Origin of the sequence: Pragia fontium (assembly GCF_900638655.1) — a bacterium.
Taxonomy (GTDB): Bacteria; Pseudomonadota; Gammaproteobacteria; order Enterobacterales; family Enterobacteriaceae; genus Pragia; species Pragia fontium.
In genome coordinates, this window is sequence record NZ_LR134531.1 from 1,420,073 (window position 1) to 1,438,817 (window position 18,745).

The 18,745-nt window shown below is 45.7% G+C and carries 19 protein-coding genes; 2 read left to right on the forward strand and 17 right to left on the reverse strand.

The genetic code is table 11. From position 1 onward, the window contains the following. Positions 1–9: 9 nt before the first annotated feature. The 16 genes from mrdA to EL341_RS06260 all read right to left on the reverse strand — a co-directional run bounded on the left by mrdA (position 10) and on the right by EL341_RS06260 (position 16,318). Positions 10–1,911, reverse strand: a complete 1,902-nt coding sequence (gene mrdA, locus EL341_RS06190; RefSeq protein ID WP_047780601.1) for a peptidoglycan DD-transpeptidase MrdA — start codon at positions 1,909–1,911, stop codon at positions 10–12. 24 nt (positions 1,912–1,935) lie between these two features. Further along, on the reverse strand, positions 1,936–2,406 hold the full coding sequence (rlmH, locus tag EL341_RS06195) for a 23S rRNA (pseudouridine(1915)-N(3))-methyltransferase RlmH (RefSeq protein ID WP_047780602.1): 471 nt from the start codon (positions 2,404–2,406) through the stop codon (positions 1,936–1,938). Positions 2,407–2,409: 3 nt separating this feature from the next. Continuing rightward, complete coding sequence (gene rsfS, locus EL341_RS06200; protein ID WP_047780603.1) at positions 2,410–2,727, reverse strand: ribosome silencing factor; 318 nt, start codon at positions 2,725–2,727, stop codon at positions 2,410–2,412. 151 nt (positions 2,728–2,878) lie between these two features. Next, positions 2,879–3,541 (reverse strand): nicotinate-nucleotide adenylyltransferase, encoded by a 663-nt coding sequence (nadD, locus tag EL341_RS06205; RefSeq protein WP_074820932.1) that lies wholly within the window; start codon positions 3,539–3,541, stop codon positions 2,879–2,881. A 1-nt stretch (position 3,542) separates the two neighbouring features. Next, on the reverse strand, positions 3,543–4,565 hold the full coding sequence (holA, locus tag EL341_RS06210) for a DNA polymerase III subunit delta (RefSeq protein WP_126467357.1): 1,023 nt from the start codon (positions 4,563–4,565) through the stop codon (positions 3,543–3,545). After that, entirely contained in the window at positions 4,562–5,122 is a 561-nt protein-coding gene (lptE, locus tag EL341_RS06215; RefSeq protein ID WP_047780606.1) for an LPS assembly lipoprotein LptE, read from the reverse strand. The genes holA and lptE overlap by 4 nt, the downstream gene beginning before the upstream one ends. Before the next feature lie 14 nt (positions 5,123–5,136). Continuing rightward, positions 5,137–7,719, reverse strand: a complete 2,583-nt coding sequence (leuS, locus tag EL341_RS06220; protein ID WP_047780607.1) for a leucine--tRNA ligase — start codon at positions 7,717–7,719, stop codon at positions 5,137–5,139. 187 nt (positions 7,720–7,906) lie between these two features. Next, complete coding sequence (locus EL341_RS06225) at positions 7,907–8,554, reverse strand: hypothetical protein (RefSeq protein ID WP_074820934.1); 648 nt, start codon at positions 8,552–8,554, stop codon at positions 7,907–7,909. Positions 8,555–8,713: 159 nt separating this feature from the next. After that, positions 8,714–9,439, reverse strand: coding sequence for an amino acid ABC transporter ATP-binding protein (locus tag EL341_RS06230; RefSeq protein ID WP_047780609.1), 726 nt, complete (start codon positions 9,437–9,439; stop codon positions 8,714–8,716). Then, positions 9,439–10,122, reverse strand: a complete 684-nt coding sequence (gltK, locus tag EL341_RS06235; protein WP_047780610.1) for a glutamate/aspartate ABC transporter permease GltK — start codon at positions 10,120–10,122, stop codon at positions 9,439–9,441. Before gltK ends, EL341_RS06230 begins: the two co-directional genes overlap by 1 nt. Then, positions 10,122–10,862 carry an amino acid ABC transporter permease gene (locus EL341_RS06240; protein WP_047780611.1) on the reverse strand — a complete coding sequence of 247 codons (741 nt, stop codon included), beginning with the start codon at positions 10,860–10,862 and terminating at the stop codon, positions 10,122–10,124. The genes gltK and EL341_RS06240 overlap by 1 nt, the downstream gene beginning before the upstream one ends. Positions 10,863–10,960: 98 nt before the next feature. After that, positions 10,961–11,857 carry a glutamate/aspartate ABC transporter substrate-binding protein gene (locus tag EL341_RS06245; protein ID WP_126467359.1) on the reverse strand — a complete coding sequence of 299 codons (897 nt, stop codon included), beginning with the start codon at positions 11,855–11,857 and terminating at the stop codon, positions 10,961–10,963. Positions 11,858–12,336: 479 nt separating this feature from the next. Next, entirely contained in the window at positions 12,337–13,872 is a 1,536-nt protein-coding gene (lnt, locus tag EL341_RS06250) for an apolipoprotein N-acyltransferase (RefSeq protein WP_126467362.1), read from the reverse strand. Between the two features lie 7 nt (positions 13,873–13,879). Next, complete coding sequence (corC, locus tag EL341_RS17655) at positions 13,880–14,758, reverse strand: CNNM family magnesium/cobalt transport protein CorC (RefSeq protein ID WP_047780614.1); 879 nt, start codon at positions 14,756–14,758, stop codon at positions 13,880–13,882. An 18-nt stretch (positions 14,759–14,776) separates the two neighbouring features. Then, complete coding sequence (gene ybeY, locus EL341_RS17660; RefSeq protein WP_047780615.1) at positions 14,777–15,250, reverse strand: rRNA maturation RNase YbeY; 474 nt, start codon at positions 15,248–15,250, stop codon at positions 14,777–14,779. 12 nt (positions 15,251–15,262) lie between these two features. Then, the gene (locus EL341_RS06260; RefSeq protein WP_126467364.1) at positions 15,263–16,318 is read right to left on the reverse strand and encodes a PhoH family protein; all 1,056 of its coding nucleotides are present in this window, start codon (positions 16,316–16,318) and stop codon (positions 15,263–15,265) included. 330 nt (positions 16,319–16,648) lie between these two features. Here EL341_RS06260 and EL341_RS06265 point away from each other — a divergent pair, with 330 nt between their 5' ends. Beyond that, positions 16,649–16,906 carry a type II toxin-antitoxin system ParD family antitoxin gene (locus EL341_RS06265; protein ID WP_047780617.1) on the forward strand — a complete coding sequence of 86 codons (258 nt, stop codon included), beginning with the start codon at positions 16,649–16,651 and terminating at the stop codon, positions 16,904–16,906. Continuing rightward, positions 16,893–17,198 carry a type II toxin-antitoxin system RelE/ParE family toxin gene (locus tag EL341_RS06270; RefSeq protein WP_126467366.1) on the forward strand — a complete coding sequence of 102 codons (306 nt, stop codon included), beginning with the start codon at positions 16,893–16,895 and terminating at the stop codon, positions 17,196–17,198. Before EL341_RS06265 ends, EL341_RS06270 begins: the two co-directional genes overlap by 14 nt. Positions 17,199–17,291: 93 nt before the next feature. Here EL341_RS06270 and miaB read toward each other — a convergent pair whose 3' ends face one another. After that, a complete protein-coding gene (gene miaB / locus EL341_RS06275; RefSeq protein ID WP_126467368.1) occupies positions 17,292–18,716 on the reverse strand; it encodes a tRNA (N6-isopentenyl adenosine(37)-C2)-methylthiotransferase MiaB in 1,425 nt (474 codons plus the stop codon). Between the last annotated feature and the right edge of the window lie 29 nt (positions 18,717–18,745).

Here is an 18,745-nt window from a genome sequence, read left to right on the forward strand (position 1 = left end):
CTGTCACTGTCAGTCACCCTGATTAGGTAACGCATTAAGTTCCGGCATTACAGTATTCTGATCGTCCAACAAAATATGGTCGAGAATTCGGCGTACAATTGGGCCGGCATTACCGCCACCTCCACCGCCGTTTTCCAGAATCATTGAAACTGCCACTTTAGGATTATCATACGGCGCGAAACCAACAAACAGGGCATGGTCCCGCAGGTGTTCAGATATCTTTTTAGCGTTATATACTTCATTTTTCTTCAAACCAAATACTTGTGCGGTACCTGATTTACCAGCGGCTTTATAAGGCGTGCCGGCAAATATGCGGCGAGCAGTACCGTTTGGTCTGGACACTACGCCATACATGCCATCTTTGGCGATCTCCCAATAGCCGGAGTGGATATCACCAATATGGATATTTTCTTCTTGCTGATAGGGAATCAGCTTACCGTTAATTTTAGTCGCATTAAGTAGATGAGGGGTTTTAACTAACCCATCATTAATTAACGTAACCAGCGATTTTGACATTTGAATCGGGGTCGCAGTCCAGTAGCCTTGTCCAATACCAACAGGGATAGTATCCCCTTGATACCATTGTTTTTTATGGCGCTTCATTTTCCATTCGCGCGTTGGCATTACGCCCGGATACTCTTCTGCAATATCAATACCGCTATATTCACCATAGCCAAATTTTCTCATCCAGCTGGATAAACGGTCGATACCCATATCGTAGGCAACCTGATAGAAGAAGGTATCCGCCGACTCTTCTAAAGAGCGAGTGATGTCTAACTGACCATGGCCGGAACGCTTCCAGTCACGATAACGTTTGTCGGTATTGGGTAATTGCCACCAGCCCGGATCGTAGAGGGTAGTTTTCTTGGAAATAACACCTTCAGTCAATGCCGCCACGGCAATATAAGGTTTTACCGTTGATGCCGGAGGATAGGTGCCTTGTGTCGCCCGGTTAATCAGTGGCCGATCGGGATCTTGTAATAATTTTTGGTAGTCAGTATAAGCAATGCCATCAACAAACATATTGGGGTCATAGCTTGGGCTGGAAACCATGGCCAGAATACCACCATCCCTTGGATCGCTAACGACCACCGCCGCCCGGCGGCTACCCAGTAGCTCTTCAATATACTGCTGTAATTTCAAATCAACCGTCAGATAGATATCTTTACCAGCCTGCGGCGGTTGCTCATTCAGTTGGCGAATGACCCGACCACGGCTGTTAACTTCGACTTCTTCGTACCCAGGCTTACCGTGTAGAACTTCTTCATAGTATTTTTCAATACCCTGTTTACCGATATCGTGGGTCGCTGAATAATTTTGTAGTTGATCGTTGGCCGATAAGCGTTCTAAATCTTGGGTGTTAATTTTAGAAACATAGCCGACAACATGAGTCAGGGCTGAACCGTAGGGATAATAACGGCGCTGATAGCCTTTGATTTCTATTCCCGGAAAACGGTATTGGTTAACGGCAAAATGAGCGATTTGCAGTTCGGTAAGCTTGGTTTTTAACGCTATCGGGGTGAAGCGGCGTGAATTTTTACGCTCTTTTTCAAAACTGGCAATATCATCGTCATTGAGGTCAACAATAGAACGCAATTGCTGAATAGCATCTTTTAGATTACTGATTTTTTCCGGCACCAATTCTAATTGATAAATGGTACGGTTTTCTGCCAGCACAATGCCGTTACGATCGTAAATCAGGCCGCGGCTTGGGGCGATAGGCACCAATTTGATGCGATTATCGTTGGAACGCGTCTGATAGTCTTCAAATCGTTTAATTTGCAGGTTATAAAGATTAGCAATAAGAATAGCAATAGCTATGACGACGACAATGGCGGCAACCAATGCACGGCGTAGAAACAGCGCTGATTCTGCCGTGTGGTCACGGAAGGCATTAGGTTCTTTTTTCATCCTAAGACTATTTCATTCAATTTGCTATTCACGGTGATAGGGATGATTTGTCGTGATGCTCCATGCTCGATACAGGCTTTCGGCTACCAGAACTCTTACCAACGGATGAGGTAAGGTCAATGGTGATAGCGACCAGCTTTGTTCTGCGGCATCTTTACAGGCTGGTGCTAATCCTTCCGGCCCGCCAATCAGCAAACTTACATCACGACCATCTTGTTTCCAGAACTCTAATTGTTGGGCTAACTGAGGCGTTTCCCAAGGTTTACCGGGAATATCCAGAGTGACAATTCGGTTGCCTTTGCCTACCGCAGCCAACATAAGTTCCCCTTCTTTTTCCAGAATACGCTTGATGTCTGCATTTTTACCGCGTTTACCCGCGGCGATTTCTGTCAGCTCAAAAGGCATATCTTTTGGGAAGCGACGGATATAGTCGTTAAATCCGCTTTGCACCCAGTCGGGCATTTTGGTGCCAACTGCGATTAGTTGCAGTTTCACCCATTAGCTCCAAAGCTTTTCAAGTTCATATAGCCGACGGCTGTCTTCCTGCAAAACATGAATCATGACATCATCTAAATCGACCACGACCCAGTCTCCAGCAACTTCGCCTTCAACGCCTAAGGGTAATATGCCAGCAAGGCGGGCTGATTGAGCAACATGGTTGGCGATAGACTGCACGTGTTTGCTGGATGTACCAGTGCAAATGATCATGCAATCTGTAATGCTTGAAGTGTTGCTAACGTCAATGCTGACGATGTCCTGACCTTTCAGGTCTTCAATTTTATCAATAACAAATGATTGGAGCTCACGGCCTTGCAAAGGTTCCCCTCCTGACAAAAATGTCTTCATACAAAAAATATCATATTGCATTCCAGCGTTGGTGAAATGAGAGCGTCACCGTCACTAAGTTATGCTGAAATATTGAATTTATGTTTTTAAATTAATGTTGAATGATAGCACGCTTCCGGCTTTAACGGTATAAACCCTGCTGCTTGATATAACGCTGTACCGTCGGTGGCAGAAGATCGTCAAGGCTCAGACCATCTCGCTTACGTTGGCGAATATCGGTGGCTGAAATGTCCAGTAATGGCGTATGGGCCAAATAGATTAAGCCGTTTGGTTGCTGTTTTAAAATATTGGCATCCGTAGTGCGATGGGCTGCCAGCCAGCTTTCCAGTTCCGGGGTGTCTAGCGTATCCGCATAACCCGGGCGGGCGCAGACCAGCAGATGGCAATAGTCAAGCAGGGACTGCCAACGATGCCAGTAGTGTAGCGTTAACAGGGAGTCTTGACCGATGATAAAAGCTAACGGGAGATTTTCCCCTTTTTCCCGACGAATTTCTTCCAGTGTATCGATAGTGTAGGAAGGTGCGGTGCGGTGTAATTCTCGTTCATCCACCGAGAACAGTGGATTTCCGGCAATGGCTAACTCAACCATTTGTAAGCGTTGTTGAACGTTAGCCTCAGGCTGAGGGCGGTGAGGGGGGACGTGATTAGGTAGCAGGGTAATATGCTGGAGACCGATTTCATGCGCGAGTGCTTCCACCGGCTTTAAGTGCCCATAGTGGATAGGATCAAACGTACCGCCAAACAAGGCATGAATGGTTTCACTGCTTTCTAACCGATCCAACATCTTAACGCGCCTCAGATAAAGGTTTGCCGCACAGCAGCATCATAAGACTTTCCAGACCATCCCAAATAGATTGTCCGAAATCTTGTTTAACCGTTAATTCAAGCTGGGTTAATAAGGCCACGGCCTGAGTTAATTGAGCAGCGGTTAAACGCTGTAAAGTTTGTGTTAACAGAGGGCGTCGATTTTGCCATATCTTTTGCTGATCGAATAGCGTTCTCAGCGGCGTATGCTGCATTTTTCGATGCAAATGCAGTAATTGCAGTAATTCCCGCTGTAGGGTACGGATGAGAATCAGCGATTCAGTATCTTCCAGACGCAGCTGGTGAAGAATATGGAAGGCTCGCTTGGTTTTTCCACTTAAAATAGCATCAATCCAGTGATAAGGAGTGAAGTGAGCGGCATCGCTTACCGCTTGCTCTACGCGGGGTAACGTGAGTTTACCATCGGGATAGAGCAGGGACAGACGTTCAAGGGCTTGGGCAAGGGCGAGCAGGTTGCCTTCATAGCAATAGCATAAAAGCTGTATGGCGGCGTCATCAATGCTGAGCTTAATTGATTTAGCACGCTGAGCGACCCAGCGAGGAAGATGAGCTTGTTCCGGCGTTAAACAGCTAACGTATACGCCATGCTCTCCCAATGCTTTAAACCAGCCGCTGTTTTCCTGACCTTTGGTGAGTTTTGGACCGCGCAGAATAAGTAGAATGTCGGGGTTAATCAGCGCACCGAGTTGAGTTAACTGCTCTCCGATGGCGGCATTAGCGCCATTTTCCGGAAAGTGGAGAATAAATATTTTGCGGCTTGAGAACAGACTAAGGGACTGGCACTCGGTAAAAATGTTTTCCCAGTCCGTCTGAGCGGTTAATTCATAACTAAAGCTTTCGCTAAATTGCTGGGCGGAAGCCGCCCGGCGAATAGCATCCTGACTTTCTTCCAGCAACAGTGGTTCATTGCCGAAGAGTAAATAACAACTGCGCAGACCTTCATGGAGCTGCGCAGTGAGTTGTTCAGGGTAGAGTCGAATCATCGAACCGGTGCATCAGCGTCAACGGGCTTTAGCTTCACGTCTGATTCTGATTGAGGTTGTTCGGTAGTTTGAACGGTTACCAGCTTACGCACCAACTGCTGAGCAAGCTGCTCTCTCATTTCCTGACGAATCATATCCTGCTCGGCATCTTTAGCCAGCGCTGTTAACGGGTTATCAAAGAATGAACGGAAGACTTTTGCTTGAATAGGGTAAATACCTTTGCCGGGAATCATCACTTGGGCATTGGCCTGCATCACCATTTGATATTCAGCAGTGGTACCGTTCTGGAAGATAGAAACCGTATCCTGACCGGCTGATTCTCCGGCCAGACGCAGGGAAGGGATATCCTGACGCGCCGCGTCGTCAGCAATAGTTACCCCATTCTGACGTAACTGGCTACGGACGGCCCGGGTTAAAGGGCCATAAGGGTCGGGACTGTCTAACATCAGCGTTTGCAGTTCGTACGGCACACTGGTGGTGCCGCGCAAGTTAAATCCGCATCCGGCAGTGATAAGAACTGCCATAGCTAGCATTGCTGTTACGATTGGATGTCGCACGTATACTCCTCGGCTTAACCAACAACCAGATTTAAAAGTTTGCCAGGTACATAAATCACTTTACGGATAGAGACACCTTCAAGGTACTTAGTGATTTGCGGTTCAACCGTTGCAATTGCTTTAACCTGCTCTTCGGTAATATTGGCAGGAACGGTAATCTTCGCTCTTACTTTACCGTTAATCTGAACGACAACCAGTTTGGCATCTTCTACCATCGCGGCTTCGTCAGCGACCGGCCAAGGAGAGGTATCGATATCCCCTTCACCTTTTAGCGATTGCCACAGGCTAAAACTAACGTGCGGTGTAAATGGATATAGCAAACGAACCACGGCCAACAGGGCTTCTTGCATTAGCGCACGATCCTGCTCTGTTTCCTGTGGAGCACGAGTCAGCTTGTTCATTAATTCCATAACGGCAGCAATAGCAGTGTTGAAGATTTGGCGACGGCCAATATCGTCAGTTACTTTTGCAATTGTTTTATGCAGTTCACGGCGTAATGTTTTTTGATCTTCATTCAGGCTGGCAACATCCATGGCAGAGGTTGGGCCTTTCGCGGTGTGCTCGTAAGCTAAACGCCATAAACGTTTCAGGAAGCGGTTAGCACCTTCAACTCCAGACTCTTGCCATTCCAGCGTCATTTCGGCCGGTGAAGCAAACATCATAAACAGGCGAACGGTATCTGCACCGTATTTTTCTACAATTTCCTGTGGGTCAATACCGTTATTCTTGGATTTCGACATTTTAGTCATACCGGTGTAAACCAGTTCACGACCTTCTTTATCGAACGCTTTTACGATGCGTTGCTTATCATCGCGCTCAACGATGGCATCATTTGGCGAAATCCAAATACGTTCACCGGTGCTGGAGGTATAGTAAAATGCATCGGCCAAAACCATGCCCTGACACAGCAGACGCTTAGCAGGTTCATCTGAGTTCACCAGACCCGCATCGCGCATCAGCTTATGGAAGAAGCGGAAATACATCAGGTGCATAATGGCGTGTTCAATGCCGCCTACGTATTGATCGACAGGTAACCAATAGTTCGCTGCGGCCGGATCTAGCATGCCTTGATCATATTGTGGGCAGGTATAACGCGCGTAATACCATGAAGATTCCATAAAGGTATCAAAGGTGTCAGTTTCACGCAGCGCTGGCTGACCATGATAAGTGGTTTTAGCCCACTCTGGGTCGGCTTTAATCGGACTGGTGATACCGTTCATGGTGACATCTTCCGGCAGAATCACCGGTAACATATCTTCCGGCGTCGGAACAACGGTACCATCTTCTAGGGTCATCATTGGGATTGGGGAACCCCAATAACGTTGGCGTGAGACACCCCAGTCGCGCAAACGATAGTTTACCTTACGTTCACCCACGTTCATCGCCACCAGCTTGTCAGCAATGGCGTTAAAGGCTGCGTCAAAATCAAGACCGTCGAATTCACCAGAATTAAACAGTGTGCCTTTTTCGGTGCTGGCCTGTTGGGATAAATCTGGTGGAGTTCCGTCGGCAGCCAGAATCACTGGCTTAATCGGCAGATTATATTTAGTGGCAAATTCCCAATCACGTTCATCGTGACCCGGTACCGCCATAACGGCACCAGTGCCGTAATCCATCAGAACAAAGTTAGCGATCCAAACGGCAACTTTTTCACCGGTTAATGGGTGAATTGCATAAAGGCCGGTTGCAATGCCTTTCTTCTCCATGGTGGCCATTTCGGCCTCGGCAACTTTGGTATTGCGGCATTCTTCGATAAACGGAACCAGCGCTGGGTTCTTTAAGGCAGCCTGAGCGGCCAGCGGGTGACCCGCGGCAATCGCCACATAGGTGACGCCCATAAAGGTGTCTGGGCGGGTAGTATAGATAGATAAGTTTTGATCTAAACCATCAACTGCGAATTTGATTTCCACTCCTTCAGAGCGGCCAATCCAGTTACGCTGCATGGTTTTGACCTGCTCAGGCCAGCTTTCCAGCGTGTCCAGATCGTTTAATAACTGATCGGCATAGGCGGTAATTTTAATAAACCATTGAGGAATTTCTTTACGCTCAATTGGCGTATCACAACGCCAGCAACAGCCTTCAATCACTTGTTCATTGGCCAGTACGGTTTGGTCGTTAGGGCACCAGTTAACCGCAGAGGTTTTCTTATAAACCAGACCTTTCTCATACAGCTTGGTGAAGAACCACTGTTCCCAACGGTAATAGTCAGGATCGCAGGTAGCCAGTTCACGACTCCAATCATAGCCAAAACCCAGCAGTTTTAGCTGGTTTTTCATATAGGCGATATTTTCGTAAGTCCATGGTGCTGGCGCAGTATTATTTTTAACCGCAGCCCCTTCAGCCGGAAGACCGAATGCGTCCCAGCCGATAGGTTGTAATACGTTTTTGCCCAACATACGCTGATAGCGGGAAATAACATCGCCAATCGTGTAGTTACGAACGTGGCCCATATGCAGTCGACCGGAAGGGTATGGCAACATGGAAAGGCAGTAATATTTTTCTTTGGTCGGATCTTCAGTGACCTGAAAAGTTTTGTTTTCTTGCCAGTGGCTTTGTACGTGAGATTCAATCTCTTCCGGGCGGTATTGCTCTTGCATGGCGACGCATCGTCCTTCTGTTTATCAATATTGCTAAGTCACTCTCAAGGATGACAGTTTCAGCAATTATCTGTAATTGGGAAATAGATCTCCATAGAATAGCCGATAAGCGCTAGCCGCAACAATACTCAAACGCAACGTAAATGGTTTTTGTGTTAAATATTCATCAGAAAAGGCTATGGACTTTTCAATTTTGGCTGTTTAGCGGGAGAATTTGACGATTATCTTTTATTTCACTGTAGTAACACAGGCTGGCGATAAAACAGAGTGAGTAACCGAATAACTCGGCACCTTCTTCAACAATGCTCTTGACGTTGTACATTAAATATTCGGACTGTTCTGGATGGAGGGTGAACCATAGATATTTCATACCAAACAGGCGTGAAAACACCAGAATACAAATTAATCCAGAAATCATGAATCCGTAGTTAGGTGAACGGGTAAAATTTGCCAGTTGAATCAGGGTATTCTTGATATTAAGAGCGGCATAAATCAGGCCTGTAACAGCGATAGCCATCGCTGGATAAATCCAGAAGCCATGGATAATCAGGTCAAAAATGCTGTCCAGTTCCCGGATAAACATACAGGCAAAAAAACCGGCGATGAGGACACTGGAATTTCTGATGTCTGGCTTTTGATATGCCAGCTTCAAAAATAGAATAACAATCAGTAATAACATTATTTCCTGAGTGATTTCTACAAAAGAGAACTCTTGCAGTTTACTACCCATAAAAATAGCGTCCATAAACAGCATGCCAATTGTCAGTGCAGCAGCCAGTGAATAGATCAGAAATTGTTGTATTGCTCGATAAAGGATTTGAAGCTCGGTGCGCATAGTCAATTATGGTTATAAATTAAGGAGTAGCCTTGGAATAGGGCGAGACCGCAGTCTACCAAAGGTTAGGATTTCTGAGAGGCGTTATGTGCTATTAATCCCACGATTGATTAGCAATGAAACCCCCGCTTTAACAGCGGGGGAGTAAACAAGGCTCTTTTAGTGCAGAATTTTAGCAAGGAAGTCCTTTGCCCGTTCGGATTGTGGGTTATTGAAGAAGTCATCCTTCTTGGTATCTTCCACAATTTTACCTTCATCCATAAATAAGATCCGGTGAGCCACTTTCTTGGCAAATCCCATTTCATGGGTTACCACCATCATGGTCATGCCTTCATAAGCCAACTCAACCATCACGTCCAGCACTTCATTAATCATTTCAGGATCGAGTGCTGAGGTAGGTTCATCAAACAGCATGGCGATTGGATCCATACATAAGGCTCGGGCGATGGCAACACGCTGTTGTTGACCGCCAGAAAGCTGACTAGGGAACTTATGGGCATGGCTCGACAAACCAACGCGATCCAGCAATGCCAGGCCTTTTTTCTCGGCTTCAGCTTTACTTCGGTTCAGTACCTTCACTTGCGCTAAGGTTAAGTTTTCAATAATTGACAGGTGAGGAAACAGTTCAAAGTGTTGGAATACCATGCCCACGCGAGCACGTAACTGAGCCAGATTGGTTTTCGGATCGTTAACCACGATACCGTCTACCATAATGGTTCCTTCCTGAATTGGCTCAAGGCCGTTAACGGTTTTAATCAGCGTTGATTTACCTGAGCCGGAAGGCCCACATACCACAACAACTTCGCCCTTTTTCACTTCGGTTGTGCAATCTGACAACACCTGAAAACGGTCATACCATTTAGAAACATGTTTTAAGGAAATCATCAAACTGTCGTCCTTTTTTTCATATAAGTTACAAGTAAGGAGGCGGATAAACAAATGATAAAGTAGACGAAACCGGCAAATAAAACCATCTCAATTTCGGTTCCTGAGGTTTTTCCTACGTTAGTTGCACTGCGGAAGAAGTCTGCCAGTCCGATAACGTAAACCAGTGCGGTATCCTGAAACAGAATAATGCCTTGGGTCAGCAATAGTGGCGTCATGGCTTTAAATGCTTGAGGTAAGATAACCAGTCGCATTGATTGCCACGGTGTCATACCTAATGCCAGTGCCGCAGAGTTCTGTCCTTTGGCGATGCTTTGCAGGCCGGCTCGAATAATCTCGGAATAGTAGGCTGCTTCGAACAGCGAGAAAGCAATGACCGCAGAAATAAAGCGAATATCCGTTTGTGGTGACAGCCCCAGAAATTTCTGTAAGAGCTGAGGCACAATCAGATAGAACCACATTAATACCATGACTAATGGAATTGAGCGGAAGGTATTAACATAGGCCGCAGCAAGCAGGCTAATCCAACGGAAGGGAGGCGGCGCCAGACGGAAAATTGCCAGTGCAGTTCCCCAGGCAATACCAAATACGATAGCGCTGATGGCAATTTTTAACGTTACCCACATGCCTTCCAGAAGGTAAGGCATGCTCGGAATAATTGTACTCCAGTCAAATTCAAGCATCATTCACCTCCAAAGGTTCCAGGCAGACGGGTCTTCTTCTCAACCAGTTTCATCAGACGCATAACCACAATGTTAATGATGATGTAAGCGATGGTAACGGCGAGGAATGACTCATAGGCATAGCCGGAGTATTCCAGCAGTTTGTTAGCCTGTGCAGAAAGTTCAATCAGACCAATGGTTGATGCAACGGCGGAGTTTTTCACCATGTTCAGCATTTCAGACGTCAATGGTGGAATAATGATGCGGTAAGCATTGGGCAACAAGACATAACGATAGGTTTGAGGTAACGTCAAGCCTAACGCAAGGCCTGCGCCTTTTTGTCCCCGAGGCAGAGATAGAATGGCGGTTCTAACCTGTTCACATACCCGAGCACCGGTAAAGAAGCCAAGGCAGCAAACCGAGACAATAAAGAACTGAATGTTTGGATCCAGCTCACCCTTAAACCAATCACCGATTGATGCGGGTAACAGTTCAGGTACCAATAGGTACCAGATAAAGAATTGCACAATCAGAGGAACGTTACGAAATAGGGCAACATATAGCGTGCCGATTGCCGAGAGGATGCGATTGGGAACAGTACGTAAAATACCAAACAGCGATCCCAGGATAAATGCCAGAATCCATGAACAGACCGACAACGCTACCGTAACCTGAAACCCGGCCCACAGCCAGTCCAGATAAGTCGTATTACCAAAAGGGGCCTGTTCAAAGAAGATTCCCCAATTCCAATTTCCAAACATAACTTAGCCCTTATTTTTTATTCTTATTAGCGGCTCTTTATCCCTAATAATGGGATAAAGAGCGCTAACACAGAGCCGATAACTGCGATGTAACTTGGTTAGTTCAGGGCTTTATCGTTTGGTGCTTTAAACAGCTTTTTCATGTCTTCAGACAGCGTAAAGTTCAGGTTCAGACCTTTTGGTGGAACCGGTTGTTTGAACCATTTGTCGTAAGATTTTTCAGCCGCACCGGAGGTTTGTGCGTGAGCAATGGTTTCATCCATCAACTTCTTAAACTGGCTATCGCCTTTACGCAACATACAGCCATAGGCTTCGAAAGATTGTGGTTTACCAGCGATTTCCCACTGATCGGGTTTTTTGGCTTTAGCGCGTTCACCGGCTAATAAGGCATCATCCATCATAAAGGCAACGGCGCGACCACTTTCTACGGTGCGGAAGGCATCACCGTGGTCTTTGGCGCTGATGATTTTCATATTCAGTTTATCGGAATCGTTGAGCTTATTCAGAATGGTTTCTGAGGTGGTGCCTGAAGTGACCGCAACGTTTTTATCTTTCAGGTCGGCAAAGTCTTTAATATCACCGCCTTTCTTAACCAGCAAACGCGTCCCCACAACAAACAGCGTATTGGAGAAATCAACCTGTTTTTGGCGTTCAAGGTTGTTAGTGGTCGAACCGCACTCAAAGTCAAAAGTCCCGTTCTGCAGTAAAGGAATTCGGTTTTGCGAGGTAATTGGAATCAGCTTAACTTGTAGATTTGGCATATCCAGTTTCTTCTTTACCGCATCAACAATCAGGTTGGAGTAATCCTGTGAATAACCTACAACATTCTGCTGATTATCGTAATAGGAGAAAGGAACGGAGGATTCACGGTGGCCAACGGTAATAACGCCGCTGTCTTTAATTTTTTTTAGCGTACCATCTAAATCTTCAGCATGGAGAGCAGTACTTGTCAGACCCATTAAAACTAGCGGTAGTGCCAACTTGCGTAATTGCATGACTTACTCCTTCATTGTTATCAGTATGATGATGTAACCGTCTTTATTGCTCATTAGTCGGCGCCCTGGCCGCCAATGCCGTAATTAAAATGTAGTTTAATGCTACGTATGTGTAAAATTATTAACTCTTTGTTTACTGGTAATTTGCACTATTAGTGAGCGATTTCACATGTCTGCTCTTTTTTGGTGCAGCTTCGCACTGGTAGCGTGCATATATCGCTTAACAACCGGAAATTTCAGGATTATTTCTGACCTTTTTGCGGTTTCAATAGAGATACTGCAAGGTGCATGCCAAGTCTAAAAGATGTTAATTTATTGTTTAATTAGCAATATTAAAGAGAGTTAGAGATAGGTCGGTGAGACAACACAAGGGGAGCGGCAGAATAGGGAGTATGTCTGGTTATTGGATGAGTGTTAATGGACAAAATAGCAAAAGCCGCTTTACCTATTCAATAAAGCGGCTTTTTAGAGTAGGGGCATTAACGTTTATTGGTGCGGTGGGCAAAGAAATAAGCGCTGGCTGCAAGCAATAGCGTAAGTAGCCATAATGGCATTGATCCCCAACGTGCATAAGGTGTGAGACCGGTAGAGGGGGCAACTTTGATTTCAAGCACTTGACGCGTAAATTGCGGAAGGCTGGCAATGATATCACCGTTGGCATCGATGGCGGCCGTTACGCCGGTATTGGTGCCTCGTAGCATGGGGCGTCCTAGCTCCAGCGCTCTCATTTGTGCCATTTGTAAATGCTGCCAAGGGCCAATGGAATCACCAAACCAGGCATCATTAGAGATTGTTAATAAGAAGTCGGTGTTTGGGGTAAAATTATCGCGTACTTGCTGACCAATAATCACTTCATAACAGATCACGCTGGTAATGTTGTACCCGGCAGCATCAACAGGTGGTTGCAGATAGCCGCCTTCACTAATTGATGACATGGGGAGGTCAAAAAGAGCCGCCAAAGGGCGAAGTATCGATTCAAAAGGCACATATTCACCGAAAATAACCAGATGGTGCTTATTATAACGATTGGTCCCGGTATATTGATAAGGCTGCTCATTACCCAAGACAATCAATGTATTGTAGTAATCCGCACGCTGTGGTGTAGCGCGATAATCGATAATGCCGGTAATCAGAGTTGAATTATTTTCGCGGAAATTGCGATCCAACATAGTCAGAAATGATGCCTGTCTGGTTTCAATGTCAGGAATAGCCGCCTCGGGCCAGATAATAATGCGAGCTTTACCCAAGTAAGGCTTAGATTCGTTGACATAGGCTTCAAGGGTTGGCAATAACTGGTTAGGATTCCATTTTAAAGACTGGGCAATGTTTCCCTGAACTAAAGCAATATCAACGGCACGATCGGGTTGATTGGTGAACCACTGTATTTGCTTTAACGGCCAAGCAAGCAGTACGCAGAGTACCGCAATAATAGCCGGGATGATTTTACGCTGACAGGCAGCTAAGACCAGTAACCCGCTAATGGCCATCATCAGCATGGTTATGGCATCGACACCCAGAATGGGAGCAATACCTTTTAGTGGGCCATCAATTTGGCTATAACCGAACTGTATCCATGGGAAACCGGTAAATACCCAACCGCGCAAAAACTCGGTAATCTGCCACAGCGCCGGCGCAGCCAAAGCCAAACGCCAAAATGTGGTTTCAGGCCAGAATTTGCTAAGTAACCAGCTAAATAACATGGGGTAAAGCGATAAATAGGCGGCAAGTAATACCACCAGTCCAATGCTGATCGGTAGGGGAAGTTCACCAAATTCAGCGATACTGACATAAACCCAGTGCACACCTGAACCAAATAAGCCTAACCCCCAGCAGAACCCTATTTTCATGGCTTGCTTAGGTAAGCGGTTTAACGTAAGAACCAGTAAACCGCACAACGAAACCAGTGCCAATGGCCATAAGTTAAATGGAGATAAAGAGAGCGTGCCGCAGGCACCTAAAATTAGCGCCAGCAGTAAACGGATCCACTGGCGATTAAATGTATGGGCTAGGGCCATGTTTTCTCTAGTCTTCTAATTGTGGTTGAGGCGATTCATTTGGAATCGTAACGTGAACCTGAATAATTCGCCGGCTATCCGCCATGGCAACCTTAAACTGGTAGCCTTCAATAGAAATAATCTCGCCTCTTGATGGTAAATGACCAAAGGCCTGCATAATCAAGCCACCAATGGTATCGACCTCTTCATCACTGAAGTTGGTTGAGAAAATTTCATTAAACTCTTCAATTGGCGTTAGCGCTCTGACGGTGAAAGTGTGGCGGCTGAGTTGGCGTACGTCACGGTCTTCCACGTCGTCATATTCATCCTCGATTTCACCCACGATTAATTCCAGAATATCTTCGATGGTCACTAAACCCGAGACCCCGCCAAATTCATCAATGACAATAGCCATATGATAACGCTGTGAGCGGAACTCTTTGAGCATGCGATCGACGCGTTTGCTTTCAGGTACCACCACGGCAGGACGCAGAACTTTATCAATACTGAATGGCTGAGAATCTTTACTCATAAATGGCAATAAATCTTTTGCCATCAAAATGCCTTCAATATGGTCTTTGTCTTCGCTGATAACCGGAAAACGGGAGTGGGCTGATTCAATAATCACGTCCAGGCACTCTTCCAGCGGTTGATTACGCTTTAAGGTAATCATCTGGGAACGTGGGATCATGATATCGCGTACGCGCTGCTCAGCGATATCCATGACGCCTTCCAGCATATCGCGGGTGTCTGGGTCGATCAGATCGTTTTGCTCTGAATCTCGGATAAGCTCAACTAGATCGCCGCGATTTTTAGGTTCGCCGTGAAAAAATTGGCCAAGAATAAGTGAAAAGAAGCCCTTTTTGGGTCCAGGGCTATCGTTGTTTTGTGAATGATCGTCGCTCATGCATACTTTATTAGTTAGTTAAATTGCGTCTTTTTCTGAGGCATAGGGGTCAGAATAACCTAACTCTTGCATAATCTCAGTTTCTAAAGACTCCATTTCTTCCGCATCATCATCGGTGATGTGGTCATACCCTAACAGATGGAGGCTACCATGAACAACCATATGCGCCCAATGAGCGAGTAAAATTTTATTTTGTTCTGTGGCTTCAGTTTCCACCACCTGACGGCAAATGACCAGATCGCCTAATAAAGGCATCTCCATTCCCGGCGGCGCTTCAAAAGGAAATGACAACACATTAGTTGGTTTATCCATGCTTCGATAAGTATGGTTAAGCTGGTGGCTTTCATCCACATCAACTAAACGTACCGTTACTTCGGCTTCCTGTTGAAAAGGAAGTACTGCCGCATCCAGCCAGCGTTGTACTTCTTCTTCACTCGGAAGTCCCTGCTGATTTTCGCAGGCTATTTGTAAATCTAAAATCACGTGGTTCATGACAACCTTAAATTATTGAGCATCAGACGCAGAGGTCTGTTGATATTCACGTTTGCGTTGTTCTGCCAGTGCATCTTTGCGCTTTTGTTCTTCCGCTTCCCAGGCTTCATAAGCCACGACAATGCGGGCCACAACCGGGTGGCGAACAACGTCTTCACTATGAAAGAAGTTAAAGCTAATTTCATCGACGTCGGATAATACCTCAATCGCATGACGCAAGCCTGACTTTTGATTACGCGGTAGGTCGATTTGTGTCACATCGCCGGTAATGACCGCTTTAGAGTTAAAGCCAATACGGGTTAAGAACATCTTCATCTGTTCGATAGAGGTGTTTTGGCTTTCATCCAGAATAATAAAGGCATCGTTTAGCGTACGTCCACGCATATAGGCTAAAGGCGCCACTTCAATCACATTGCGCTCCATTAGCTTTTCTACCCGTTCGAAGCCTAGCATTTCAAACAGGGCATCGTACAGTGGGCGTAAGTAAGGATCGACTTTCTGGCTTAAATCACCGGGTAAAAAGCCGAGTTTTTCTCCGGCCTCAACCGCTGGGCGGGTTAACAAAATCCGTCGAATTTCCTGACGCTCAAGGGCATCAACCGCTGCGGCAACGGCCAGATAGGTTTTACCGGTACCGGCTGGGCCAACCCCAAAAGTAATATCATGATCGAGAATATTGGCAATATATTGCGCCTGATTCGGCGTACGCGGTTTTATCATACCGCGTTTAGTTTTAATAATAACGGCCTTGCCATAATCGGGGACTGAGTCGGCAATTTGCTCTAACACGCCAGATTCTTTGATTGCCAAGTGAATCTGGTCAGGCTCAATATCTGCAATAATGCCGCGAATGGGGGCCGTATCAACGTATAAAGTAAGCAGGATATCTTTAGCAACGTTGACACAAGAGGATTTACCTACCAGCGTGAACTTGTTATCACGATGGTTAATTTCAATACCAAGACGCCTTTCCAGTTGCTTGATGTTGTCATCAAATGGGCCACATAAGCTGTTCAGACGTTCGTTGTCTGCGGGTTCAAGCAAAACTTCCAGGGAGTCAATCTTCAAGTCCAGACCTCTTATTTAGTGAAGTAAAGCGCGAAACAGGGTTTCACGGTAAACACTTTTATCTTGATTATAGATAACTTAGCGCATTATTCATGGCTGATTTCAAATTCGCAACCGTTGAAATAATTTTGCCTCAGCCACAGCGGCAATTTAAGCCAACAATCGCCAATATTTATTTAAATAATAGTATGAGCCCATAGAGAAAATCGCAATCATGTTCAGTATTTTGATGTTGTTACCTGTATGCGTATTGAAAAGTTTGCGTAGCTTATCTAAATTAACAAGTAAGATTATGTCTTACACTTTTAATTGAATAAAGAGGTCTCTAACATGGCACGCACAATGACCATCACCCCAGGAGAAGAATTGCGCCAATTCGTTGAAGGGCTCGTGGAAGCGGGCATTTATCAAACTAACAGTGAAGTAGTTCGTGAGGGACTTCGGATGTTACAGGAAAAATATGCGGCTTCGCAGCTGACGCTTCTGCGCCAATTAATTGATGAAGGTGAGCAAAGCGGTGAGGCTGTGACGTGGAATAGTCAGGACTTTATACGCAGGATGAATCAATTAAAGGATGCTGAAAAGTAAAGAGGTACGCTTAACGCCAAAAGCGATTAGCGATCTGGAAAATATTTATGAGTATAGCCATCGAGAATTTGGCCAGATTAAAGCAGAACGGTATATCAGACGTATTGATGCTGCTTTGAATAAATTGGCTGATTTTCCTCGGTCAGGCATTCACTATTTTCATTTGGCTGAAGATTTGATGGGTTATAAGGTTGAGTCTCATATCGTCTTTTATCGTGTACAGCATGATGTAATTTCGGTATTACGGGTGCTGCATAAATCGATGGATTATGCAGAACATATTCATCGTTGATTTCAGACACTATTTAGATCGTCAGGGTATCAAATGCAAAAATCCGCAGCTTTTAAACTGCGGATTTTTAGATACTCAATAGAGAAGGGGGGATTAAGGCTGATATTGCCCTACGCCTAACTCATCTTCTTTACGGGTTCTGGCAATAACGGCTTCAGGCGATTCTTGAATGCGTAAATTCATTTCCTGCTCTGTTCTTACCAACTTGCCACGTAATGAGTTTGGATAAACGTCAATAATTTCCACATCAACGAATTTACCGATCATATCCGGTGAGCCTTCGAAGTTGACCACGCGGTTATTTTCGGTACGTCCGGATAACTCCATAATACTTTTACGCGACGTTCCTTCCACCAGAATCCGTTGTACAGTGCCTTGCATACGACGGCTGTATTGCATGGCTTGCTGGTTGATGCGTTCCTGTAGAATATATAAACGCTGCTTTTTCTCTTCTTCCGTAACGTCATCCACCATATCCGCTGCCGGGGTTCCTGGGCGGGCAGAGAAAATAAAGCTGTAACTCATATCGAAATTGACATCGGCAATCAGCTTCATGGTTTGTTCGAAGTCTTGCTGGGTTTCGCCCGGGAAGCCAACGATAAAGTCTGAACTGATTTGAATATCTGGACGAGCGGCGCGTAATTTACGAATAATCGATTTATATTCTAACGCAGTATGAGTACGGCTCATCATATTTAGAATACGATCGGAACCGCTTTGTACCGGCAAGTGTAAGAAGCTCACCAGTTCAGGCGTATCTTTATACACTTCGATAATATCGTCGGTAAACTCTATCGGATGGCTGGTGGTAAAGCGGATACGGTCAATCCCATCGATGCTGGCGACCAAACGTAATAATTCGGCAAAAGTGCAAATGCCGCCGTCAAAAGAGGGGCCGCGGTAAGCATTAACGTTTTGACCCAGCAGGTTGACTTCCCGCACGCCTTGCGCCGCCAATTGGGCGATTTCAAACAGCACATCATCACATGGGCGGTTGACTTCCTCACCACGGGTATAAGGTACTACGCAGTAAGTACAATATTTATTACAGCCTTCCATAATGGAAACGAAGGCGGTTGGGCCTTCGGCTTTAGGCTCAGGCAAGCGATCGAATTTTTCAACTTCCGGGAAACTAATGTCAACCACCGGACTACGAGTCGCGCTGGATCTGTTAATCATTTCCGGCAGACGGTGCAGGGTTTGTGGTCCAAAAATAACGTCAACAAACGGTGCGCGTTGACGAATATGGTCGCCCTCTTGAGAGGCAACGCACCCACCCACACCGATAATTAAATCGGGTTTGGTATCCTTAAAGGTTTTCCAGCGGCCTAACTGATGGAACACCTTTTCCTGTGCTTTTTCACGAATAGAACAGGTATTCAGCAACAGAATATCCGCCTCTTCAGCAATTTCAGTCAACTGAAAGCCATGGGTGCTTTCGAGTAAATCGGCTATTTTAGATGAATCATATTCATTCATCTGACAGCCCCAGGTTTTTATATACAGTTTCTTAGTCATTGATTCGTTACTCAGTACAGGTTAAACCC